The 18,235-nt window shown below is 72.0% G+C and carries 22 protein-coding genes and 1 pseudogene; 18 read left to right on the forward strand and 5 right to left on the reverse strand.

The window, feature by feature from the left end:
- The first annotated feature begins 83 nt into the window (after positions 1-83).
- The 4 genes and pseudogenes from C1708_RS24890 to C1708_RS24900 all read left to right on the forward strand — a co-directional run bounded on the left by C1708_RS24890 (position 84) and on the right by C1708_RS24900 (position 2,391).
- Positions 84-416: a hypothetical protein gene (locus tag C1708_RS24890; RefSeq protein ID WP_198602586.1), complete on the forward strand. Its 333-nt coding sequence runs from the start codon at positions 84-86 to the stop codon at positions 414-416.
- 105 nt (positions 417-521) lie between these two features.
- Positions 522-1,100: a hypothetical protein gene (locus C1708_RS35870; protein WP_342210910.1), complete on the forward strand. Its 579-nt coding sequence runs from the start codon at positions 522-524 to the stop codon at positions 1,098-1,100.
- A pseudogene (locus C1708_RS35875) lies at positions 1,010-1,609 on the forward strand (amidohydrolase family protein); the annotation flags it as partial. The gene C1708_RS35870 and the pseudogene C1708_RS35875, both read left to right, overlap by 91 nt.
- 44 nt (positions 1,610-1,653) lie before the next feature.
- Complete coding sequence (locus C1708_RS24900) at positions 1,654-2,391, forward strand: nucleotidyltransferase family protein (protein ID WP_106414768.1); 738 nt, start codon at positions 1,654-1,656, stop codon at positions 2,389-2,391.
- Here C1708_RS24900 and C1708_RS24905 read toward each other — a convergent pair.
- From C1708_RS24905 to C1708_RS24915, 3 genes are read right to left on the reverse strand one after another with little or no spacing between them, the layout of a single operon-like run.
- Entirely contained in the window at positions 2,349-3,377 is a 1,029-nt protein-coding gene (locus C1708_RS24905; protein WP_106414769.1) for a COX15/CtaA family protein, read from the reverse strand. The genes C1708_RS24900 and C1708_RS24905 overlap by 43 nt on opposite strands.
- Before the next feature lie 55 nt (positions 3,378-3,432).
- Positions 3,433-4,203 (reverse strand): ABC transporter permease, encoded by a 771-nt coding sequence (locus C1708_RS24910; protein ID WP_106414770.1) that lies wholly within the window; start codon positions 4,201-4,203, stop codon positions 3,433-3,435.
- On the reverse strand, positions 4,200-5,123 hold the full coding sequence (locus C1708_RS24915) for an ABC transporter ATP-binding protein (RefSeq protein ID WP_106414771.1): 924 nt from the start codon (positions 5,121-5,123) through the stop codon (positions 4,200-4,202). The genes C1708_RS24910 and C1708_RS24915 overlap by 4 nt, the downstream gene beginning before the upstream one ends.
- A 290-nt stretch (positions 5,124-5,413) precedes the next feature.
- Here C1708_RS24915 and C1708_RS24920 point away from each other — a divergent pair, with 290 nt between their 5' ends.
- The 12 genes from C1708_RS24920 to C1708_RS24975 all read left to right on the forward strand — a co-directional run bounded on the left by C1708_RS24920 (position 5,414) and on the right by C1708_RS24975 (position 14,477).
- Positions 5,414-6,136 (forward strand): helix-turn-helix transcriptional regulator, encoded by a 723-nt coding sequence (locus tag C1708_RS24920; protein ID WP_106414772.1) that lies wholly within the window; start codon positions 5,414-5,416, stop codon positions 6,134-6,136.
- Complete coding sequence (gene sufB / locus C1708_RS24925; protein ID WP_106414773.1) at positions 6,133-7,554, forward strand: Fe-S cluster assembly protein SufB; 1,422 nt, start codon at positions 6,133-6,135, stop codon at positions 7,552-7,554. The genes C1708_RS24920 and sufB overlap by 4 nt, the downstream gene beginning before the upstream one ends.
- A 60-nt stretch (positions 7,555-7,614) precedes the next feature.
- The gene (gene sufD, locus C1708_RS24930) at positions 7,615-8,799 is read left to right on the forward strand and encodes a Fe-S cluster assembly protein SufD (protein WP_106414774.1); all 1,185 of its coding nucleotides are present in this window, start codon (positions 7,615-7,617) and stop codon (positions 8,797-8,799) included.
- The gene (locus tag C1708_RS24935; RefSeq protein ID WP_024887259.1) at positions 8,796-9,113 is read left to right on the forward strand and encodes a non-heme iron oxygenase ferredoxin subunit; all 318 of its coding nucleotides are present in this window, start codon (positions 8,796-8,798) and stop codon (positions 9,111-9,113) included. The genes sufD and C1708_RS24935 overlap by 4 nt, the downstream gene beginning before the upstream one ends.
- A gap of 7 nt (positions 9,114-9,120) precedes the next feature.
- Entirely contained in the window at positions 9,121-9,885 is a 765-nt protein-coding gene (gene sufC / locus C1708_RS24940; protein WP_106414775.1) for a Fe-S cluster assembly ATPase SufC, read from the forward strand.
- Positions 9,882-11,138 (forward strand): cysteine desulfurase, encoded by a 1,257-nt coding sequence (locus tag C1708_RS24945; protein WP_106414776.1) that lies wholly within the window; start codon positions 9,882-9,884, stop codon positions 11,136-11,138. Before sufC ends, C1708_RS24945 begins: the two co-directional genes overlap by 4 nt.
- An 11-nt stretch (positions 11,139-11,149) precedes the next feature.
- The gene (gene sufU / locus C1708_RS24950) at positions 11,150-11,614 is read left to right on the forward strand and encodes a Fe-S cluster assembly sulfur transfer protein SufU (protein WP_031019827.1); all 465 of its coding nucleotides are present in this window, start codon (positions 11,150-11,152) and stop codon (positions 11,612-11,614) included.
- Positions 11,611-11,943, forward strand: a complete 333-nt coding sequence (locus tag C1708_RS24955; protein WP_004989638.1) for a metal-sulfur cluster assembly factor — start codon at positions 11,611-11,613, stop codon at positions 11,941-11,943. Before sufU ends, C1708_RS24955 begins: the two co-directional genes overlap by 4 nt.
- Before the next feature lie 90 nt (positions 11,944-12,033).
- Positions 12,034-12,354 (forward strand): DMT family transporter, encoded by a 321-nt coding sequence (locus tag C1708_RS24960; protein ID WP_106414777.1) that lies wholly within the window; start codon positions 12,034-12,036, stop codon positions 12,352-12,354.
- Complete coding sequence (locus tag C1708_RS24965; RefSeq protein ID WP_106414778.1) at positions 12,354-12,896, forward strand: TetR/AcrR family transcriptional regulator; 543 nt, start codon at positions 12,354-12,356, stop codon at positions 12,894-12,896. Before C1708_RS24960 ends, C1708_RS24965 begins: the two co-directional genes overlap by 1 nt.
- A gap of 79 nt (positions 12,897-12,975) precedes the next feature.
- Entirely contained in the window at positions 12,976-13,965 is a 990-nt protein-coding gene (gene dapD / locus C1708_RS24970; protein WP_106414779.1) for a 2,3,4,5-tetrahydropyridine-2,6-dicarboxylate N-succinyltransferase, read from the forward strand.
- Positions 13,966-14,237: 272 nt separating this feature from the next.
- Positions 14,238-14,477 carry a hypothetical protein gene (locus C1708_RS24975; protein WP_106414780.1) on the forward strand — a complete coding sequence of 80 codons (240 nt, stop codon included), beginning with the start codon at positions 14,238-14,240 and terminating at the stop codon, positions 14,475-14,477.
- Here C1708_RS24975 and dapA read toward each other — a convergent pair.
- On the reverse strand, positions 14,452-15,369 hold the full coding sequence (dapA, locus tag C1708_RS24980) for a 4-hydroxy-tetrahydrodipicolinate synthase (protein WP_106414781.1): 918 nt from the start codon (positions 15,367-15,369) through the stop codon (positions 14,452-14,454). The two genes, C1708_RS24975 and dapA, sit on opposite strands and share 26 nt — an antisense overlap.
- 134 nt (positions 15,370-15,503) lie before the next feature.
- On the opposite strand from dapA, the gene C1708_RS24985 reads away from it, so the two are divergent.
- Positions 15,504-15,920, forward strand: coding sequence for a phage holin family protein (locus C1708_RS24985; RefSeq protein ID WP_106414782.1), 417 nt, complete (start codon positions 15,504-15,506; stop codon positions 15,918-15,920).
- A complete protein-coding gene (locus C1708_RS24990; protein WP_106414783.1) occupies positions 15,917-16,273 on the forward strand; it encodes a DUF3618 domain-containing protein in 357 nt (118 codons plus the stop codon). The genes C1708_RS24985 and C1708_RS24990 overlap by 4 nt, the downstream gene beginning before the upstream one ends.
- A 109-nt stretch (positions 16,274-16,382) precedes the next feature.
- Here the strand turns inward: C1708_RS24990 and C1708_RS24995 are convergent, their stop codons facing one another.
- Positions 16,383-18,212, reverse strand: a complete 1,830-nt coding sequence (locus C1708_RS24995) for a DUF8508 domain-containing protein (protein WP_106414784.1) — start codon at positions 18,210-18,212, stop codon at positions 16,383-16,385.
- Between the last annotated feature and the right edge of the window lie 23 nt (positions 18,213-18,235).

Here is an 18,235-nt window from a genome sequence, read left to right on the forward strand (position 1 = left end):
GCACGCCGACGGGCGGGGCACGTGGCCAAGGCCACGGACCCCGCCCGTCGCCGTTTGATCTACCCGTCGGTAGCATCCTGGTCATGGCAGACACGCAGCAGGTGGACCCGAAGGACGGGCAGAGGGCGGCCCGGCTCGCCAAGCGGATCGGCGGCTTCGCCAAGGAGCACGGCGGTGCCGAGGGGCAGGTGTCGTACCTCGGGCAGCGCGGCGCCCGGATCGTCCTCGTCGGCGGGGACGGCGCCTGGGGGGACCTCCACGCCCCCTCCATGGAGAGCGCGCGGCTGGCCCTCGAGAAGGCGGGCATCACCGTCCACGAGGAGTTCGACGGCGAGTTCGCCGCCAGGGTGAGGACCGGCCCGTACGAGTGGAGCCGTATGGCGGGCATCCAGGTCGGCGGCCCCTCCAACGACTGACCGCCCCCGGGGCAGCACCTCTTCACCGGTTCACCCGTCGGGACCTGTAGGCAGCGACAGCGTCCACACGGGGAGAGCCCGGAGACGATCGACCCGCCGTCCCTCGTGGACCAGCACTGCCACGGCGTACTGCGCACGGAGCTGGGCCTCGGCACGTTCGAGGCCCAGCTGGCCCGCACCGAGGGGCCGCCGGCCCCCGGCACCACCCTCTTCGACACCCAGACCGGGTTCGCGGTGCGCCGCTGGTGCCCGCCGCTGCTGGGCCTGGAGCCGCACTGCCCGCCCTCCCGGTACCTCGCCCGCCGCCGTGAGCTGGGCACGGTCGAGGCGGGCCGCCGACTGCCGCGGGGCAGCGGCATCATCGCCTACCTCGTCGACACCGGCCTGCCCGGCGACCTCACCGGCCCCGCCGAGCCGGCCCGCGCCGGCCAGGCCGAGGCGCACGAGATCGTCCGCCTGGAGCAGCTCGCCGAACAGGTCGCCGACACCTCCGGCACCGTCGCGTCCTTCCTCGCCGACCTCGCCGAGTCCGTGCACGGCGCCGCCGCGCACGCGGTCGCCTTCGCCTCCGTCGCCGGACTGCGGCACGGCCTCGCGCTCGCCCCCGAGCCGCCCGGGGCGGGGCAGAGGTGCGCGGCGCGGCCGGACGCCGGCTGGCCGCCCGGGGCGCCGGGGACCGGCTGACCGACCCGGTGCTGCTGCGCCACCTGCTGTGGACCGCGGTCGCCTCAGGACTGCCGCTCCAGCTGCACGCCGGGCTCGGCGGACCGGGCGCGCGCGTCGACCGCACCGACCCGGTGCTGCTGACCGACTTCGTCCGGGCCACCGCCGGACTCGGCACCGACCTGGTGCTGCTGTACGGCTACCCGTACCACCGGCACGCCGCCCACCTCGCGGGCGTCTTCCCGCACGTCTACGCCGACTGCGGCGCCGCCCTGATCCGCACCGGCGCCCGCGCGGCCACCGTCCTCGCGGAGGTGCTGGAGCTGGCCCCCTTCGGCAAGACCCTCTTCTCCAGCGGCGCCCGCGGCCTGCCCGAGCTGCACGTGGTCGGCGCCCACCTGTTCCGCGAGGCCCTCACCCGGGTCCTCGGCGGCTGGGTCTCCGAGGGCGCCTGGTCCCTGGACGACGCCCGGCGCGTCGCCACGATGATCGCCTCGGGCAACGCGGCACGGGTGTACGGCCTGACCTGACCGGAAAAGGCCGCCGGGGGAGCTCCGGGGCGGAGACTGGGCGGATGCGGCAGACCGACGCCCTGCTCGACCGCTTCCTCGCCGGACTCGCGCCCCTGTCCCCGGTCGCCGTGTGGGCGCACGGCTCACTGGCCGCGGGCGACTGCCTCGAGGGCCGCAGCGACCTGGACCTGATCGCGGTCCTGCCGCCCCCGATCGGCCCGCGCACGGTGTGGCGGATCGCCGTCCTGCACGCCCGGCTGCGCGGCGAACCGCTCGCGGACGGGCTCCACTGCACGTATCTCACCCCCGGAACCGCCGCGGGGGCGGAGCGGCGCCACCTCACGTGGGCGCACGAGCGGCTGTTCCGGCGCACCGTCACCCCGGTCACCCGGACGGAGCTGCACGCCTTCGGCCGGGTGCTGCGCGGGGCGCCGCCCGCGGACGTCCTGCCTCCGGTGCCGGACGGTGAACTCGCTGCGTACGTGGTGCGCGACCAGCGCGACCACTGGCGGCCGCAGGTGGACCGGACCGGCCTCTGGACCCGGGACGTCTGGGTCGACCTGGGCATGGTGACCTTCGCGCGCGCCACCGTCACCGTCCGGGAGGGCCGTCCGATCTCCAAGCGGGAGGCGCTGGAGGTGCTGCCGGGACTGGGCGCTCCCGAGGAGGTCGTCGCGGACATCCGGGCACGCCGCCACGGCGGGACGGCGGCCACCGGCGAGGCGTGGATCCGACGGCGCGCCGAGCTGGTCCGGGGTTACCTGGGACCGGCGATCGACGGGCTGGTGGCCGGTTCCTGAACCGGCGCGGGCGCGGCCGCCGGGGCCGTCTCCTCCGGGCGTTCGCGCAGGGACAGCAGGACGCGCAGCACCCAGATCCACATCACGCAGGAGCCGAGCATGTGCGCGCCCACCAGGACCTCGGGCAGGTCGGTGAAGTACTGCACATAGCCGATCACGCCCTGCGCCAGCAGGATCAGGAACAGCTCACGGGTGCGGGCCAGCGGGCCGCTCGGCGCGTCCACCGCCTTGAGGACGAACCACAGCGCGAAGGCCAGCGTCACCACGATCCACGCCAGCACGGCGTGCAGCTTGGTGACCGCCTCCCAGTCGACCGGCATCCGCGGGACGTCGCTGGAGTCGCCCGCGTGCGGGCCCGCGCCGGTGACCACCGTGCCGACCGCGATCAGCAGCACGGACACGGCCACCAGGAACCACACCAACTGCACCACGGCCCTGCCGACCAGCGGCCGCGGCGCGGCGTCGCCCTCGCGGGTGCGCTGCCACATCACCGTCGCGACCGCGATCAGCGCCGAGGACAGCAGGAAGTGCGCCGCGACCGTGTACGGGTTCAGGCCGACCAGCACCACGATGCCGCCGAGCACCGCGTTGCCCATGACGATCCAGAACTGCGCCCAGCCCAGCCGGGTGAGGCCGCGCCGGTACGGCTTCTGCGAGCGCGCGGCGACGATCGCCCAGCCGACGGCGGCACAGAGCACGTACGTCAGCAGGCGGTTGCCGAACTCGATGATCCCGTGCAGACCCATCTCGCGGGTGGTGGTGAGCGAGTCCTCGGTGCACTTGGGCCAGGTCGGGCAGCCCAGGCCGGAGCCGGTGAGCCGGACCGCGCCGCCGGTGACCACGATGACCACCGACATCACGAGCGCGGTGAGGGCCGCGCGCCGGACGGTCCGGGGGTCCGGGGTCCAGCGGGCGGCGACGAAGGCGAGCGGGTTGCGCAGCGGCGTCGGGGCGTCGGCGCGGGTCACGTTTGGCACGCGTCCCATCGTAGGCGGCCGCTTGTGCACGCTTTCACGAGGGTCGGTCCCGGTCGTCACGCCCCTACTCCCAGCGGAAGAACGCGCCGGCGGCCGCGAGCCCCGCGGCCGCCCACGCGGCGAGGATCCCCAGGCCGTCCCAGGGCGTCCCGGCGCCGTGCTGCAGCACGTCCCGCAGGCCCTCGGACAGCGCGGCGATGGGCAGCAGGCCGAGCACGTCCTGCGCCGCCTCGGGGAACCGGTCCAGCGGCACGACCACCCCGCCGCCGACGAGCAGCAGCAGGAAGACCAGGTTGGCGGCGGCGAGCGTGGCCTCCGCCTTGAGCGTGCCGGCCATCAGCAGCCCGAGCCCGGAGAAGGCGGCCGTGCCCAGAGCCAGCAGCGCGACCACCGCGAGGACGCCGCCCCGCGGGTCCCAGCCGAGCAGCAGCGCGATCACCGTCACCAGCACCACCTGGAGCACCTCGGTGACCAGCACCGACAGCGTCTTGGCGGTCATCAGCCCCCAGCGCGGCAACGGGGAGGCGGCCAGCCGCTTCAGCACGCCGTAGCGGCGCTCGAAGCCGGTCGCGATGGCCTGCCCGGTGAACGCCGTCGACATCACCGCGAGCGCGAGGACGCCGGGCGCGAGGAAGTCCACCGCCGCGCCGTCGCCGGTGTCCACCACGTCCACGGTGCTGAACAGCACCAGCAGCACGGTGGGGATGATCACGGTGAGCAGCAGCTGTTCGCCGTTGCGCAGCAGCATCTTCGTCTCGAGCACGGCCTGCGCGGCGATCATGCGCGCCAGCGGCGCCGCGCCCGGCTGCGGTGAGTAGGTCCCGGTGGCCGTCACGAACGCAGCTCCTTGCCGGTCAGCTCCAGAAACACGTCTTCCAGGGTGTGGCGCTCCACCGAGATGCGGTCCGGCAGCACGCCGTGCTGCGCGCACCAGGACGTCACCGTGGCGAGCAGTTGCGGGTCGACCTTGCCGACGACCCGGTACGAGCCCGGCGTCACCTCGGCGGCCGAGGCGTCGGCGGGCAGCGCCTTCAGCAGGGATGCCACGTCCAGTCCGGGCCGCCCGGTGAAGCGCAGGGTGTTCTCGGCGCCGCCCCGGCACAGCTCCTCGGGGGAGCCCTGGGCGACGACCCGGCCGGCGTCGATGATCGCCACGTCGTCGGCGAGCTGCTCGGCCTCGTCCATGTAGTGCGTGGTGAGGACGACGGAGACGCCGTCGGCGCGCAGGTCCCGCACCAGGTCCCAGGTGGCGTGGCGGGCCTGCGGGTCGAGGCCGGCGGTCGGTTCGTCCAGGAACACCAGTTCCGGGCGGCCCACCACGGCCATCGCCAGCGCGAGCCGCTGCTGCTGCCCGCCGGACAGCCGCCGGTACGCGGTCCGGCCGCAGGACCCGAGGCCCAGGCGCTCGATCAGCGCGTCCACGTCCAGCGGGCGCGCGTGCAGCTTCGCCACGTGCCGCAGCATCTCGTCCGCCCGCGCCCCCGCGTACACGCCGCCGGACTGGAGCATCACGCCGACGCGGGGCCGCAGCGCCGCCGACTCGCGGACCGGGTCGAGACCCAGGACGCGCACCGTGCCGGAGTCCGGCCGCCGGTACCCCTCGCAGATCTCGACCGTGGTCGTCTTGCCCGCTCCGTTGGGGCCGAGCACGGCGGTCACGCCGTGCCGGGCCGCCAGGTCGAGGCCGTCCACCGCGGTCTTCGTGCCGTACCGCTTCACCAGGGCCTGCACCTGGACCACGGGCTCACTTCGCATGGGTCATGAGTCTAGGGAGACGGCGGGGGGGGGTCCGGCCGGGGGGTGCGGGAAGCCGCCCGGACGGGAAAGGCGCTCTTGCGCGGCCCCCGGAATGTGATCCGGAGCGGTGAGTGGGCCGGTCGGAGGGGGTGCGGGCGGTGCCCGCCGGGTGCTGCGGCCCGTCCCCGGTCCGATCGATCAGAGATCGTTTGCGCAGGTCAGATTAGGTATGCCTAAGTGATGCAAGGCACTTCGGGCCGTCCGGGCGCGGCTTGCCCGGCTCCGGCGAATTACGCAACAATGGCGTTGTGAAAAACGTTGGCGAGACGTCCCACGAGGATCTGGCAACCGGTGAGCGGTCCACCCGCAACCGCGTCGCCCGCTCCATCCTGGACCACGGCCCGTCGACCGTCGCCGAACTGGCCGGGCGGCTGAAGCTGACCCAGGCGGCCGTGCGCCGCCACCTCGACGCCCTGACCGCGGACAACGTCGTGGAGGCCCGTGACCGGCGCGTCTACGGCGCGCGCTCGCGCGGACGTCCGGCCAAGGTGTTCGCCCTGACCGACTGCGGCCGGGACGCCTTCGACCAGTCCTACGACAAGCTCGCGGTGGACGCGCTGCGCTGGATCGGCGAGCGGGAGGGCGGCAGCGAGGCGATCGCCGCGTTCGCCCGGGCCCGCATCGCCGCCCAGGCGGGCGCGTACCGCAAGGCCGTCGAGTCCGTACCGCCGGAGAAGCGCACGGAGGCCCTGGCCAAGGCGCTGAGCGAGGACGGGTACGCTGCGACCGCGCGCAGCGCGCCCCACCCCCAGCGGGGTGAGCAGCTCTGTCAGCACCACTGCCCGGTCGCCCACGCCGCCGAGCAGTTCCCGCAGCTGTGCGAGGCCGAGACGGAATTTTTCGCCGAGCTTCTCGGTACGCATGTACAGCGGCTGGCGACGATCGCCCACGGCGACGGCGTCTGCACGACGTTCATCCCCAAGATTTCCCACAACGCATCCGCAAGCACGTCCGGGAGGAACCCCGCATGACTCTCCCCACGGAGACTGCCCACCCCGAGCTGGAGGGTCTGGGCACCTACGAATACGGCTGGGCCGACCGTGACGAGGCCGGTGCGTCGGCGCGCCGCGGCCTGAACGAGGAAGTCGTCCGGGACATCTCCTCGAAGAAGGACGAGCCGGAGTGGATGACCAAGCTCCGCCTCAAGGGCCTGCGCCTGTTCGAGAAGAAGCCCATGCCGAACTGGGGCTCCGACCTCTCCGGCATCGACTTCGACAACATCAAGTACTTCGTGCGGTCCACGGAGAAGCAGGCGCAGTCCTGGGAGGACCTCCCCGAGGACATCAAGAACACCTACGACAAGCTGGGCATCCCCGAGGCCGAGAAGAAGCGCCTCGTCGCCGGTGTCGCCGCCCAGTACGAGTCGGAGGTCGTCTACCACCAGATCCGCGAGGACCTGGAGGAGCAGGGTGTCATCTTCCTGGACACCGACACCGCCCTGAAGGAGCACCCGGAGCTCTTCAAGGAGTACTTCGGCACGGTCATCCCGGCCGGTGACAACAAGTTCGCCGCGCTGAACACCGCCGTGTGGTCCGGCGGCTCCTTCATCTACGTGCCCCCGGGCGTGCACGTGGAGATCCCGCTCCAGGCCTACTTCCGGATCAACACCGAGAACATGGGCCAGTTCGAGCGGACCCTGATCATCGTCGACGAGGGCGCCTACGTGCACTACGTCGAGGGCTGCACCGCGCCGATCTACAAGTCGGACTCGCTGCACTCCGCGGTCGTCGAGATCATCGTCAAGAAGAACGCCCGCTGCCGCTACACGACCATCCAGAACTGGTCGAACAACGTCTACAACCTGGTCACCAAGCGCGCCGTCGCCTACGAGGGCGCCACCATGGAGTGGGTCGACGGCAACATCGGCTCCAAGGTGACGATGAAGTACCCGGCCGTCTACCTGATGGGCGAGCACGCCAAGGGCGAGACCCTGTCCATCGCCTTCGCGGGCGAGGGCCAGCACCAGGACGCCGGCGCCAAGATGGTCCACATGGCCCCGAACACCTCGTCGAACATCGTCTCCAAGTCGGTGGCGCGCGGCGGCGGCCGGACCTCCTACCGCGGTCTCATCGAGATCGGCGAGGGCGCCCCGGGCTCCAAGTCCAACGTGCTGTGCGACGCGCTGCTGGTGGACACCATCTCCCGCTCGGACACCTACCCCTACGTGGACGTCCGCGAGGACGACGTGTCCATGGGCCACGAGGCGACGGTCTCCAAGGTCTCCGAGGACCAGCTCTTCTACCTGATGAGCCGCGGCCTGTCCGAGGACGAGGCGATGGCCATGATCGTGCGCGGCTTCGTCGAGCCGATCGCCAAGGAACTGCCGATGGAGTACGCGCTCGAGCTCAACCGGCTGATCGAGCTCCAGATGGAAGGCGCGGTCGGCTGATCACCGCCGCCGTCTCCCGTCAGGCCCCATACGCAACGGAAAGCGAGCACTACGACAGCCATGGCTGAGGCTCAGAACATCCCGGTGGGTTCCACCACCGCCGGTTCGATCGCGGTCGCCGCCGAGTCGACCGTCGCCACGCGCATGAGCGCGCCCCCGTCCTTCGACGTGGCGGACTTCCCCGTCCCCCACGGCCGTGAGGAGGAGTGGCGGTTCACCCCGCTGGAGCGGCTGCGCGGACTGCACGACGGCACCGCCGCCGCCACCGACGCGGGCGTCAAGGTCGCCGTCGGGGCCCCCGAGGGCGTCACCGTCGAGACCGTCGGCCGTGACGACGCCCGGCTCGGCCGCACCGGAGCCCCGGTGGACCGCGTCGCCGCCCAGGCGTACTCGGCCTTCACCCAGGCGTCGGTCGTGACCGTGCCCAAGGAGACCGTGCTCACCGAGCCGATCCGCATCGCCGTGCACGGCGAGGGCGGCACCGCCTTCGGTCACCAGGTGATCGAGCTCGGCGCCTTCGCCGAGGCCCTCGTGGTCATCGACCACACCGGCGACGCGGTGCTCGCCGCCAACGTCGAGTACGTCCTCGGCGACGGCGCCAAGCTCACCGTGGTGTCCGTCCAGGACTGGGACGACAAGGCCGTGCACGTCGCCCAGCACAACGCGCTCGTCGGCCGCGACGCCTCCTTCAAGTCGGTCGTCGTGACCTTCGGCGGCGACCTGGTCCGCCTCCACCCGCGCGTCACCTACGCGGGTCCCGGCGGCGAGGCCGAGCTGTTCGGCCTGTACTTCACCGACGCCGGCCAGCACCAGGAGCACCGCCTCCTGGTCGACCACAACGTCCCGCACTGCACGTCCAACGTCGTCTACAAGGGCGCGCTGCAGGGCGACGACGCGCACGCCGTGTGGATCGGCGACGTGCTCATCGAGGCCAAGGCCGAGGGCACCGACACCTACGAGATGAACCGCAACCTCGTCCTCACCGACGGCGCGCGGGTCGACTCGGTGCCGAACCTGGAGATCGAGACCGGCGAGATCGTCGGCGCCGGCCACGCCTCCGCGACCGGCCGCTTCGACGACGAGCAGCTCTTCTACCTGATGGCCCGCGGCATCCCCGAGAAGGACGCCCGGCGCCTGGTGGTCCGGGGCTTCTTCGCCGAGCTCGTCCAGCAGATCGGCGTCCCCGACATCGAGGAGCGCCTGATCGCCAAGATCGAGGAGGAGCTGGAGGCCGCGGTCGCATGACCTTCGTACGCGTCTGTGGACTGGGCGAGCTGGAGGAGGACACCCCGAAGCGGGTGGAACTCGACGGCACGCCGGTCTCCGTCGTGCGCACCGAGGGCGAGGTGTTCGCGATCAACGACATCTGCTCGCACGCGAACGTGTCCCTGTCGGAGGGCGAGGTGGACGACTGCCACATCGAGTGCTGGCTGCACGGCTCGCGTTTCGACCTCCGTTCCGGCAAGCCCGACGCCCTCCCGGCGACGCGCCCCGTCCCCGTATACCCCGTAAAGATCGAAGGGGACGACGTGCTCGTCTCCCTCACCCAGGAGTCCTGAGGCACCCATGGCAACGCTTGAAATCCGAGACCTGCACGTCACCGTCGAGGCCGACAACGCCACGAAGGAGATCCTCAAGGGCGTCGACCTCACCGTGAAGCAGGGCGAGACGCACGCCATCATGGGCCCCAACGGCTCGGGCAAGTCGACCCTCGCGTACGCGCTCGCCGGTCACCCCAAGTACACCGTCTCCGGCGGCACCGTCACCCTCGACGGCGAGGACGTCCTGGAGATGTCCGTCGACGAGCGGGCCCGCGCCGGCCTGTTCCTCGCCATGCAGTACCCGGTCGAGGTCCCCGGCGTCTCCGTCTCCAACTTCCTGCGCACCTCCGCCACCGCCGTCCGCGGCGAGGCCCCCAAGCTGCGCACCTGGGTGAAGGAGGTCAAGGAGGCCATGGAGCGCCTCAACATGGACCCCGCCTTCGCCGAGCGCAACGTCAACGAGGGCTTCTCCGGCGGTGAGAAGAAGCGCCACGAGATCCTCCAGCTCGAGCTGCTCAAGCCGAAGGTCGCGATCCTCGACGAGACCGACTCCGGCCTGGACGTCGACGCCCTGCGCGTCGTTTCCGAGGGCGTCAACCGCGTCCGCGAGTCCGGCGAGGTCGGCACCCTGCTGATCACGCACTACACGCGCATCCTGCGCTACATCAAGCCCGACCACGTCCACGTGTTCGCCGGCGGCCGCATCGTCGAGTCCGGCGGCCCCGAGCTCGCCGACAAGCTGGAGGCCGAGGGGTACGAGGCATACACGAAGGGTGGCGTATCCGCGTGACACAGCTGCCGGGCCTCCTCGACACCGAGGCGATCCGCAAGGACTTCCCCATCCTGGACCGACAGGTCCATGACGGGCGCAAGCTCGTGTACCTGGACAACGCGGCGACCAGCCAGAAGCCGCGCCAGGTGCTGGACGCCCTGAGCGAGTACTACGAGCGCTACAACGCCAACGTCCATCGCGGTGTGCATGTGCTCGCCGAGGAGGCCACGGCGCTGTACGAGGGCGCGCGCGACAAGGTCGCGGAGTTCGTCAACGCGCCCTCGCGCGACGAGGTGATCTTCACCAAGAACGCCTCCGAGTCGCTCAACCTCGTGGCCAACATGCTCGGCTGGGCCGACGAGCCCTACCGGGTGGACCACGAGACCGAGATCGTCATCACGGAGATGGAGCACCACTCCAACATCGTGCCGTGGCAGCTGCTCGCGCAGCGCACGGGCGCGAAGCTGAAGTGGTTCGGCCTCACCGACGACGGCCGGCTCGACCTGTCGAACATCGACGAGGTCATCACCGAGAAGACGAAGATCGTCTCCTTCGTGCTGGTGTCCAACATCCTGGGCACGGTCAACCCGGTCGAGGCCATCGTGCGCCGCGCCCAGGAGGTCGGCGCCCTGGTGTGCGTCGACGCGTCCCAGGCCGCGCCGCACATGCCGCTGGACGTCCAGGCCCTCCAGGCCGACTTCGTGGCCTTCACGGGCCACAAGATGTGCGGCCCGACCGGCATCGGCGTCCTGTGGGGCCGCCAGGAGCTGCTGGAGGACCTGCCTCCGTTCCTCGGCGGCGGCGAGATGATCGAGACCGTGTCGATGAGCTCGTCGACGTACGCCCCGGCCCCGCACAAGTTCGAGGCGGGCACCCCGCCGATCGCCCAGGCGGTCGGGCTCGGCGCGGCGATCGACTACCTGTCGGCCATCGGCATGGACAGGATCCTCGCGCACGAGCACGCCATCACCGAGTACGCCGTCGAGCGGCTCCTCTCGGTGCCGGACCTGCGCATCATCGGTCCGGCCACGGCCGAGGACCGCGGCGCCGCGATCTCCTTCACCCTCGGGGACATCCACCCGCACGACGTGGGCCAGGTCCTCGACGAGCAGGGCATCGCGGTCCGGGTCGGACACCACTGCGCCCGCCCCGTCTGCCTGCGGTACGGAATTCCCGCGACCACGCGGGCGTCGTTCTATCTGTACTCCACGCCGGCGGACATCGACGCACTGGTCGACGGTCTGGAGCACGTACGGAACTTCTTCGGATGAGGGGCTGAGGCGTGAAGCTGGACTCCATGTACCAGGACGTCATCCTGGACCACTACAAGAACCCGCACGGGCGGGGCCTCCGGGACGGCGACGCCGAGGTGCATCACGTCAACCCGACGTGCGGTGACGAGATCACGTTGCGCGTGAAGTACGACGGCACGACCATCAGCGACGTCAGCTACGAGGGACAGGGCTGTTCCATCAGCCAGGCGTCCGCGTCCGTGCTGAACGACCTGCTGGTCGGCAAGGATCTCGCCGAGGCGCAGAAGATCCAGGGGACCTTCCTGGAGCTGATGCAGTCCAAGGGGAGGATCGAGCCCGACGACGCGATGGAGGAGGTGCTGGAGGACGCGGTGGCGTTCGCCGGCGTCTCCAAGTACCCCGCGCGGGTCAAGTGCGCCCTCCTGAGCTGGATGGCGTGGAAGGACGCGACGGCCCAGGCGCTGGGCGCCGACGCCGAAAGGACTACGGCATGAGCGAGACCGTGGAGATGAAGCCGGCCTCGGAGGAGGAGCTCCGCGAGGCCCTGATGGACGTCGTCGACCCCGAGCTGGGCATCGACGTCGTCAACCTCGGCCTGATCTACGGCATCCACGTCGACGACTCCAACGTGGCGACCGTCGACATGACGCTGACCTCGGCGGCCTGCCCGCTGACCGACGTCATCGAGGACCAGGCGAAGTCCGCCACGGACGGCCTGGTCAGCGAGTTGCGGATCAACTGGGTCTGGATGCCGCCGTGGGGCCCGGACAAGATCACGGACGACGGCCGTGAGCAGCTGCGGGCGCTGGGCTTCAACGTCTGAGGCGCACGGCAGCACGACACGTGGAACGGCGACGCCTTCGGGCGTCGCCGTTCTCCGTGGGGCCGGCCGCCGTTGTGTACGCTTGTACACATGGGATACCTGCTGCTGGCCGGCGCCATCGCGGCCGAGGTGTGCGCCACCACCGCCATGAAGTACAGCGACGGCTTCAGCAGGCTGTGGCCCTCCCTGCTGACCGTTCTCGGGTACGTCGTCTCCTTCGCCCTGCTCGCGCAGACGCTGCGCACCCTCTCCATCGGCACGGCCTACGCCATCTGGTCCGGGGTGGGCACCGCCGCCATCGCGACGATCGGCGTCCTGTTCCTCGGCGAGGCGTTCACCGCGGCCAAGGCCGCCGGCATCGCGCTGATCATCGTGGGCGTGGTGGTGCTGAACACGGGCGGTGCGCACTGATGGCCCGGCGGCACGACCCCGAGCGGCGACAGCGGATCATCGACGCGGCGATCCGGGTGGTCGGCCGCAGCGGCATCGCCGGGCTCACCCACCGCAGCGTCGCCCGCGAGGCGGACGTGCCGCTCGGCTCCACCACGTACCACTTCGCGACCCTCGACGAGCTGATGGTGGCCGCCCTGCGCCAGGCCAACGAGGGCTTCGCCAAGGTGATCGCCTCGCGCGGCGGCCTGGAGGACCCGCGGACCGACCTGGCGGCCGAGCTGGCGGCGCTGATGGGCGAGTGGCTGGGCGGCGAGCGGACCGGCGTGGAGCTGGAGTACGAGCTGTATCTGGCCGCGCTGCGGCGCCCCGCGCTCCGCCCGGTCGCGGCGGAGTGGTGCGAGGACACGGCCGCCGTGCTGTCCCGCCGTACGGACCCGGTGACCGCGCGGGCCCTGGTCGCGCTGATGGACGGCATCTGCCTCCAGGTCCTGCTGACGGGCACGCCGTACGACGAGGAGTACGCCCGCGAGGTGCTGGGGCGGCTCCTGCGGGGAGCCTGACCGGGGTCATGGGACCGGCACGCGAGATGCGGGCGGCACCGGTTCGCGTCCGGCGCCACCGGCCGGTTAGGTTGCCCTCATGACCGACACGACTGCTCAGAGCACCACCGGCGCAGTGGCCGCCGGCCTCGCCACCCTCGCCGCCGACGGCACCGTCCTCGACACCTGGTTCCCGGCCCCCGAGCTCGCCGCCGAGCCGGGCCCGTCCGGCACCGAGCGCCTCTCCGCCGAGCAGGCGGCGAAGCTGCTGGGCGGCGGTGCCACCGCCGCGGCCGGCCCGGACCCGCGCCGGGGCGTCGAGGTCGTCGCGGTCCGCACGGTCATCTCCTCGCTGGACGCCAAGCCGGTCGACGCGCACGACGTCTACCTGCGCCTGCACCTGCTCTCCCACCGCCTGGTGAAGCCGCACGGCCAGAACCTGGACGGCATCTTCGCCCACCTCGCCAACGTCGCCTGGACCTCGCTGGGGCCGGTCGCCGTGGACGACCTGGAGAAGGTGAGGCTCAACGCCCGTGCGGAGGGCCTGCACCTCCAGGTGACCTCCGTCGACAAGTTCCCGCGCATGACGGACTACGTGGCCCCCAAGGGCGTGCGCATCGCGGACGCCGACCGCGTCCGCCTCGGCGCGCACCTCGCCGAGGGCACCACCGTGATGCACGAGGGCTTCGTCAACTTCAACGCCGGCACGCTCGGCACGTCGATGGTCGAGGGCCGGATCTCGGCGGGCGTCGTCATCGGCGACGGCTCCGACATCGGCGGCGGCGCGTCCACGATGGGCACCCTGTCGGGCGGCGGCAACGTCCGCATCTCCGTCGGCGAGCGGTGCCTGGTCGGCGCGGAGGCGGGCGTGGGCATCGCCCTCGGCGACGAGTGCGTGGTCGAGGCCGGCCTCTACGTCACCGCCGGCACCCTGGTCACCATGCCCGACGGGCAGGTCGTCAAGGCCCGCGAACTCTCCGGCGCCTCCCACATCCTCTTCCGCCGCAACTCGGTCACCGGCACGGTGGAGGCCCGCCCGAACAACGCGGTGTGGGGCGGGCTGAACGAGGTGCTGCACAGCCACAACTGACCGCCACCGGTCATCGCCGAGCGCCCTCCACGGCCCGAACGCGGCCCGGGAGGGCGCTCGTGCTGCGAGCAGGTTCCCGGGACCGTTCCAGGCGCCGGTGACGGGGCTCGTCGTCCCTGGGCGCTCGGCGGAGGGGGTGACTGGTGGCGGTAGCTGGTCCTCGTACGGGTTGCTTTCCGTGACCTTGAGGTCGTTTTGGCGGATGAACGGGTGGACACAGGGTCCGATCAGACGCCAAGGCGACTGAATGCGCACGGAAAAGGGGACGGGCGATGAGCGACAAGTGGGTGCGGGGCGTGCTGCGCTGTGTGATCGGCGGGATGGGGGTGGCCGCCATGCTGATCTTCTGCGGGGCCGTGGCGGACACCGCGTACGCCGATGAGACGGCCACCGGTTCCGGCAACGGGCACCGGGTGGGGCTGGTCAACGCCGATCTCGGGCAGATCGACGATCCCGCCGAGGACGTGCTGGAGCACGTTCTGCTGTTCAGCGACGGGCAGGTGTGGAACTGACCTCCGCGGTCAGGCGGGCGTAGGCCTCCCGCAGGGCGGTCGCCGCCCCCGGGTCCGCCGGGCGCAGGGGCGGGCGGACCGGGCCTGCGGGGAGGCCCAGGGCGGCGAGCAGGGCCTTCGCCGTCACCGTGCCGGGGAGGCCGCCCGCCATCATGGCCTCGATCAGCGGGGTCAGGCGGTGCTGGAGGCGGACGGCCCCGGCCGTGTCGCCCTCGTCGAAGGCGTCGAGGACGGCTCGGACCTCGGACGGAGCCACGTTGGCCACCGTGCTGACGCAGCCGGCGCCGCCCACCGCGTACAGCGCCAGGTTGTGTTCGTCGCAGCCCGCGTAGTACGCCAGGTCCGTGCGGGCCATCACCGTCTGCGCCGCCAGGAAGTCGTTGCTGCAGTCCTTCACCGCCACGATGCGCGGGTGTTCGGACAGGCGCAGCAGGGTGTCCGGTTCGATGCGGACGCCGGTGCGGACCGGGATGTCGTACAGGACCACGGGCAGGCCCGTCGCGTCGGCGGTCTCGCGGAGGTGCGCCTCGATCGCGTCCTGCGGGGGGCGGCTGTAGTACGGGGCGGCCAGGAGGACGGCGTCGGCGCCCGCCCGCTCGGCCGCGCGGGCCAGCGTGACGGTGTGCGCGGTGTCGGGGGTGCCGACGCCGGCGATCAGTGTGGCGCGGGTACCGACGGCCTCCCGCACGGCCGCGATCAGGGACCGCTTCTCCGCGTCCGACGTGGTCGGGGACTCCCCGGTCGTGCCGGACAGCACCAGGCCGTCGCAGCCCCGGGCGGCCAGGTGACCGGCGAGGCGCTGGGCGCCGTCCAGGTCCAGCGCGCCGGAGGGTGTGAAGGGGGTGATCATCGCGCACAGGGCGCGGCCGAGGGCGGGACGCGTCGAGGTCATGGGAGGAGTGTCGGCCGAGGAACGGTGAAGTTCCACTTACTTTTCCTCACCGGTACCGGTAAGCGTTGCTTGAGGGATAGTCGGCTGACGCCAGGGGTACTCGGGTGACCCACCCCACCGAGAGGAGGCGCACCGTGGCCGGAACCATCCATCAACGGCCCGTCCGCGACGAGCACAGCGTCGGCGAGCTCGTCGGACAGGCCACCGAACAGATCTCGCGACTCGCACGGCAGGAAGTGGCGCTCGCCAAGGAGGAACTGGCCGAGAAGGGGCGCCGCGCCGGAGTCGGCGGCGGCATGCTGGGAGCGGCGGGAGCGTTCGGTTACGCGGGGCTGCTCGCGCTGGCCGCCACGGGAATCGCCGCACTCGACCTCGTGCTGCCTCTGTGGGCGGCGGCGCTGATCATCACGGCGGTGCTGTTCGCGATCGCCGGCGTGCTGGCGATGGCCGGACGCGGGCAGCTGCGCCGGGCCACGCCGCCCAAGCCGGAGCGGACGCTGGGCAGCGTGAAGGCCGACGTCGAGGAGATCAGGGAAAGGGCGCACCGATGACGCACGAGGTGAGGGGCGCGACGTCCCCGTCGGGGGCCCACCTGGACGCCGGGAGCGAGGCGGAGCACGGGGCCAAGGGTCCGGACGAACTGCGCCGGGAGATCGAACGGACGCGGCACGAACTCGGCGACACCGTCGAGGAACTGGCCGGGAAGATGGACGTCAAGGCGCGCGCCCGGGCGCGCGCCGACGACCTGAAGGACCGGGCCGGCGCGATGACCGTGCAGATGCGCAGCAGCGCCGCCCAGGTGGGCGAGCTCGGCAAGCAGCACCGCAAGCCGCTGACGGCCGCCGCGGGCGCGCTGGTGATGCTGGCCGTGGGTGTGGTGATGGTGCAGCGCCGCCACCACTGAGCGCGCGGGCCGCGCGGCCACGGGATCCGGCGCCGGGTGCGGGCCGGAGGGCGGCGGGGGACGGAGCGGACAGCCGCTTCCGCCCCCGCCGCCCGCTGTCAGGGCGAGGTCACGGCTTGAAGCGCAGGACCTGCGGGTCGTGGTCGCTGATCTGGTCGTGGAACTCCGCGTTGATGTGCACGCTGTCGTAGCTGAACGAGCACTGGCGGCGGATGGAGGGGCTGATCAGGATCTGGTCGAGAACCTGGCTGTTGCCCTGGTACACGTACGAGTAACGCTCCGACGGGGGCAGCGACCTGACGGCCGACCAGAGGGTGCCGCCGCCCTCCAGGATGCGGGTGGTGCGGGAGAACTCGAAGTCGTTGATGTCGCCGAGCGCCACGACCGCCGCGTTCTTCTGGACCTTGAGGATCTTCGCGGTGAAGTCGTGGACCTCCTGCGCCTGGAGGTGGCGCTGCGCCTCCGAGCTGCGCGCCGGTGGCTGGAACTGCGAGGTCAGGCCCTGGTCGCCGCCCTTGGACGAGAAGTGGTTGGCGATGACGACGACCGTGCGGCCGCGGAAGACGAACTCGCCGGCCAGCGGCTTGCGGCTGTCCTCGAAGGCCGCCGAGTCCGGTGCGATCCGGCCGGGGGAGAGGGTCAGGGCGGCCCTGCCGCGGACCTTGACCACGTCGGTCGGCGTGGTGGCGTCGCCGCCGGGCCGGTCGGTGAAGGACACCCGGGCCGGGTTGAACAGGAAGGCCTGGCGGATGTTGCCGCCCGGCTCGCCCCCGTCCTGCTTGTCGGCCGGGTCGACGGCGCGCCAGTCGTAGCGCGGGCCGCCGGCCGCCTCGACGGCGTCGATCAGCTTCGTGAGCGTGACGTCCGCGGCGACCGTGCCGTCGTCCGTGGCGCCGTTGTTGTCCTGGATCTCCTCCAGCGACACGATGTCGGGCGAGGAGAGGTGGTCCACGATCGCCTCGGCGTGCGCCGCGAAGGTGTCGTCGGACGGATCGAGGTTCTCGACGTTGTACGTGGCTATCGCGAGCTCGGAGCGGTGCTGCTCGCGGGTCGTCTCCCGCTCGGTGCCGCCGGACCTCAGGGTGCCGAGCTCGCTCGCCACCAGGGTGTAGCCGCCGTACTGGTTGTAGTCCAGCGGGCCCGTGGTGGCGCCCGCGAGGACGTCGCCGACGTTCGCGTCGGGGAAGTCGGCCGCCTTGCCCAGCGACTGGATCTGCAGCCGGCCGGTGTTCTGGGCGTCGTACGAGCCGTAGACCGTGCCGCCGCGCCGGGTGCGGTTCTCGTGGGGCTTCACCGTGACCCAGAGTTCCGTGTACGGGTCGGTGGCGCCCACCACGCGCGCGTCGGCGACCCGGACGTTCATGCCCTCCAGCGACTCGTACAGGTCGAGGGCGTACCTGGCCGGGCGCAGCGGCAGGGCGTTGACCGAGCCGCCGGCCGCCGGGTCGCCCTTCGGCGTGTACGCGGCGGGGACGGAGCGCGCGTCGAGGGTCGCCGGGGCCGGGACCGGGTTGCCGCGCGAGACGACGGTGACGGTGGGCCTGGTGATCTCGGTCAGCGACTGGTTCCCGGAGGACGCGCCGCCGGGGACGAACTCCGTGACCGTGCCGGAGACGGAGACCTCGTCGCCCACCGCGACACCTTGCGGGGTGGAGCCGGTGAAGACGAACACGCCCTCGCTGGTGGCCGGGTCGGCGTCCGGGGCGGGGTCCTGCATCCAGAAGCCGCGGGACGACCCGTAGGCACGGACGCCGGTGACGATTCCGGTCACGTCCGTGACCTGCCGGCCGGCGTACGGCGACACGCGGGTGTCGCCCTGGATGTCGTGGATGCGCACGGACTCGGCGTGCGCGGGCGTCGTGAGGACGACGGTGGACGCCGCGGAGCACACGGCGGCGACGGTGAGCGCGGCGAGACGCGCGGACGGCTTGCTCGGCAACGGATTCCCTCCGGGGGCCGGAA

It is taken from the genome of Streptomyces sp. DH-12, from assembly GCF_002899455.1.
Taxonomy (GTDB): Bacteria; Actinomycetota; Actinomycetes; order Streptomycetales; family Streptomycetaceae; genus Streptomyces.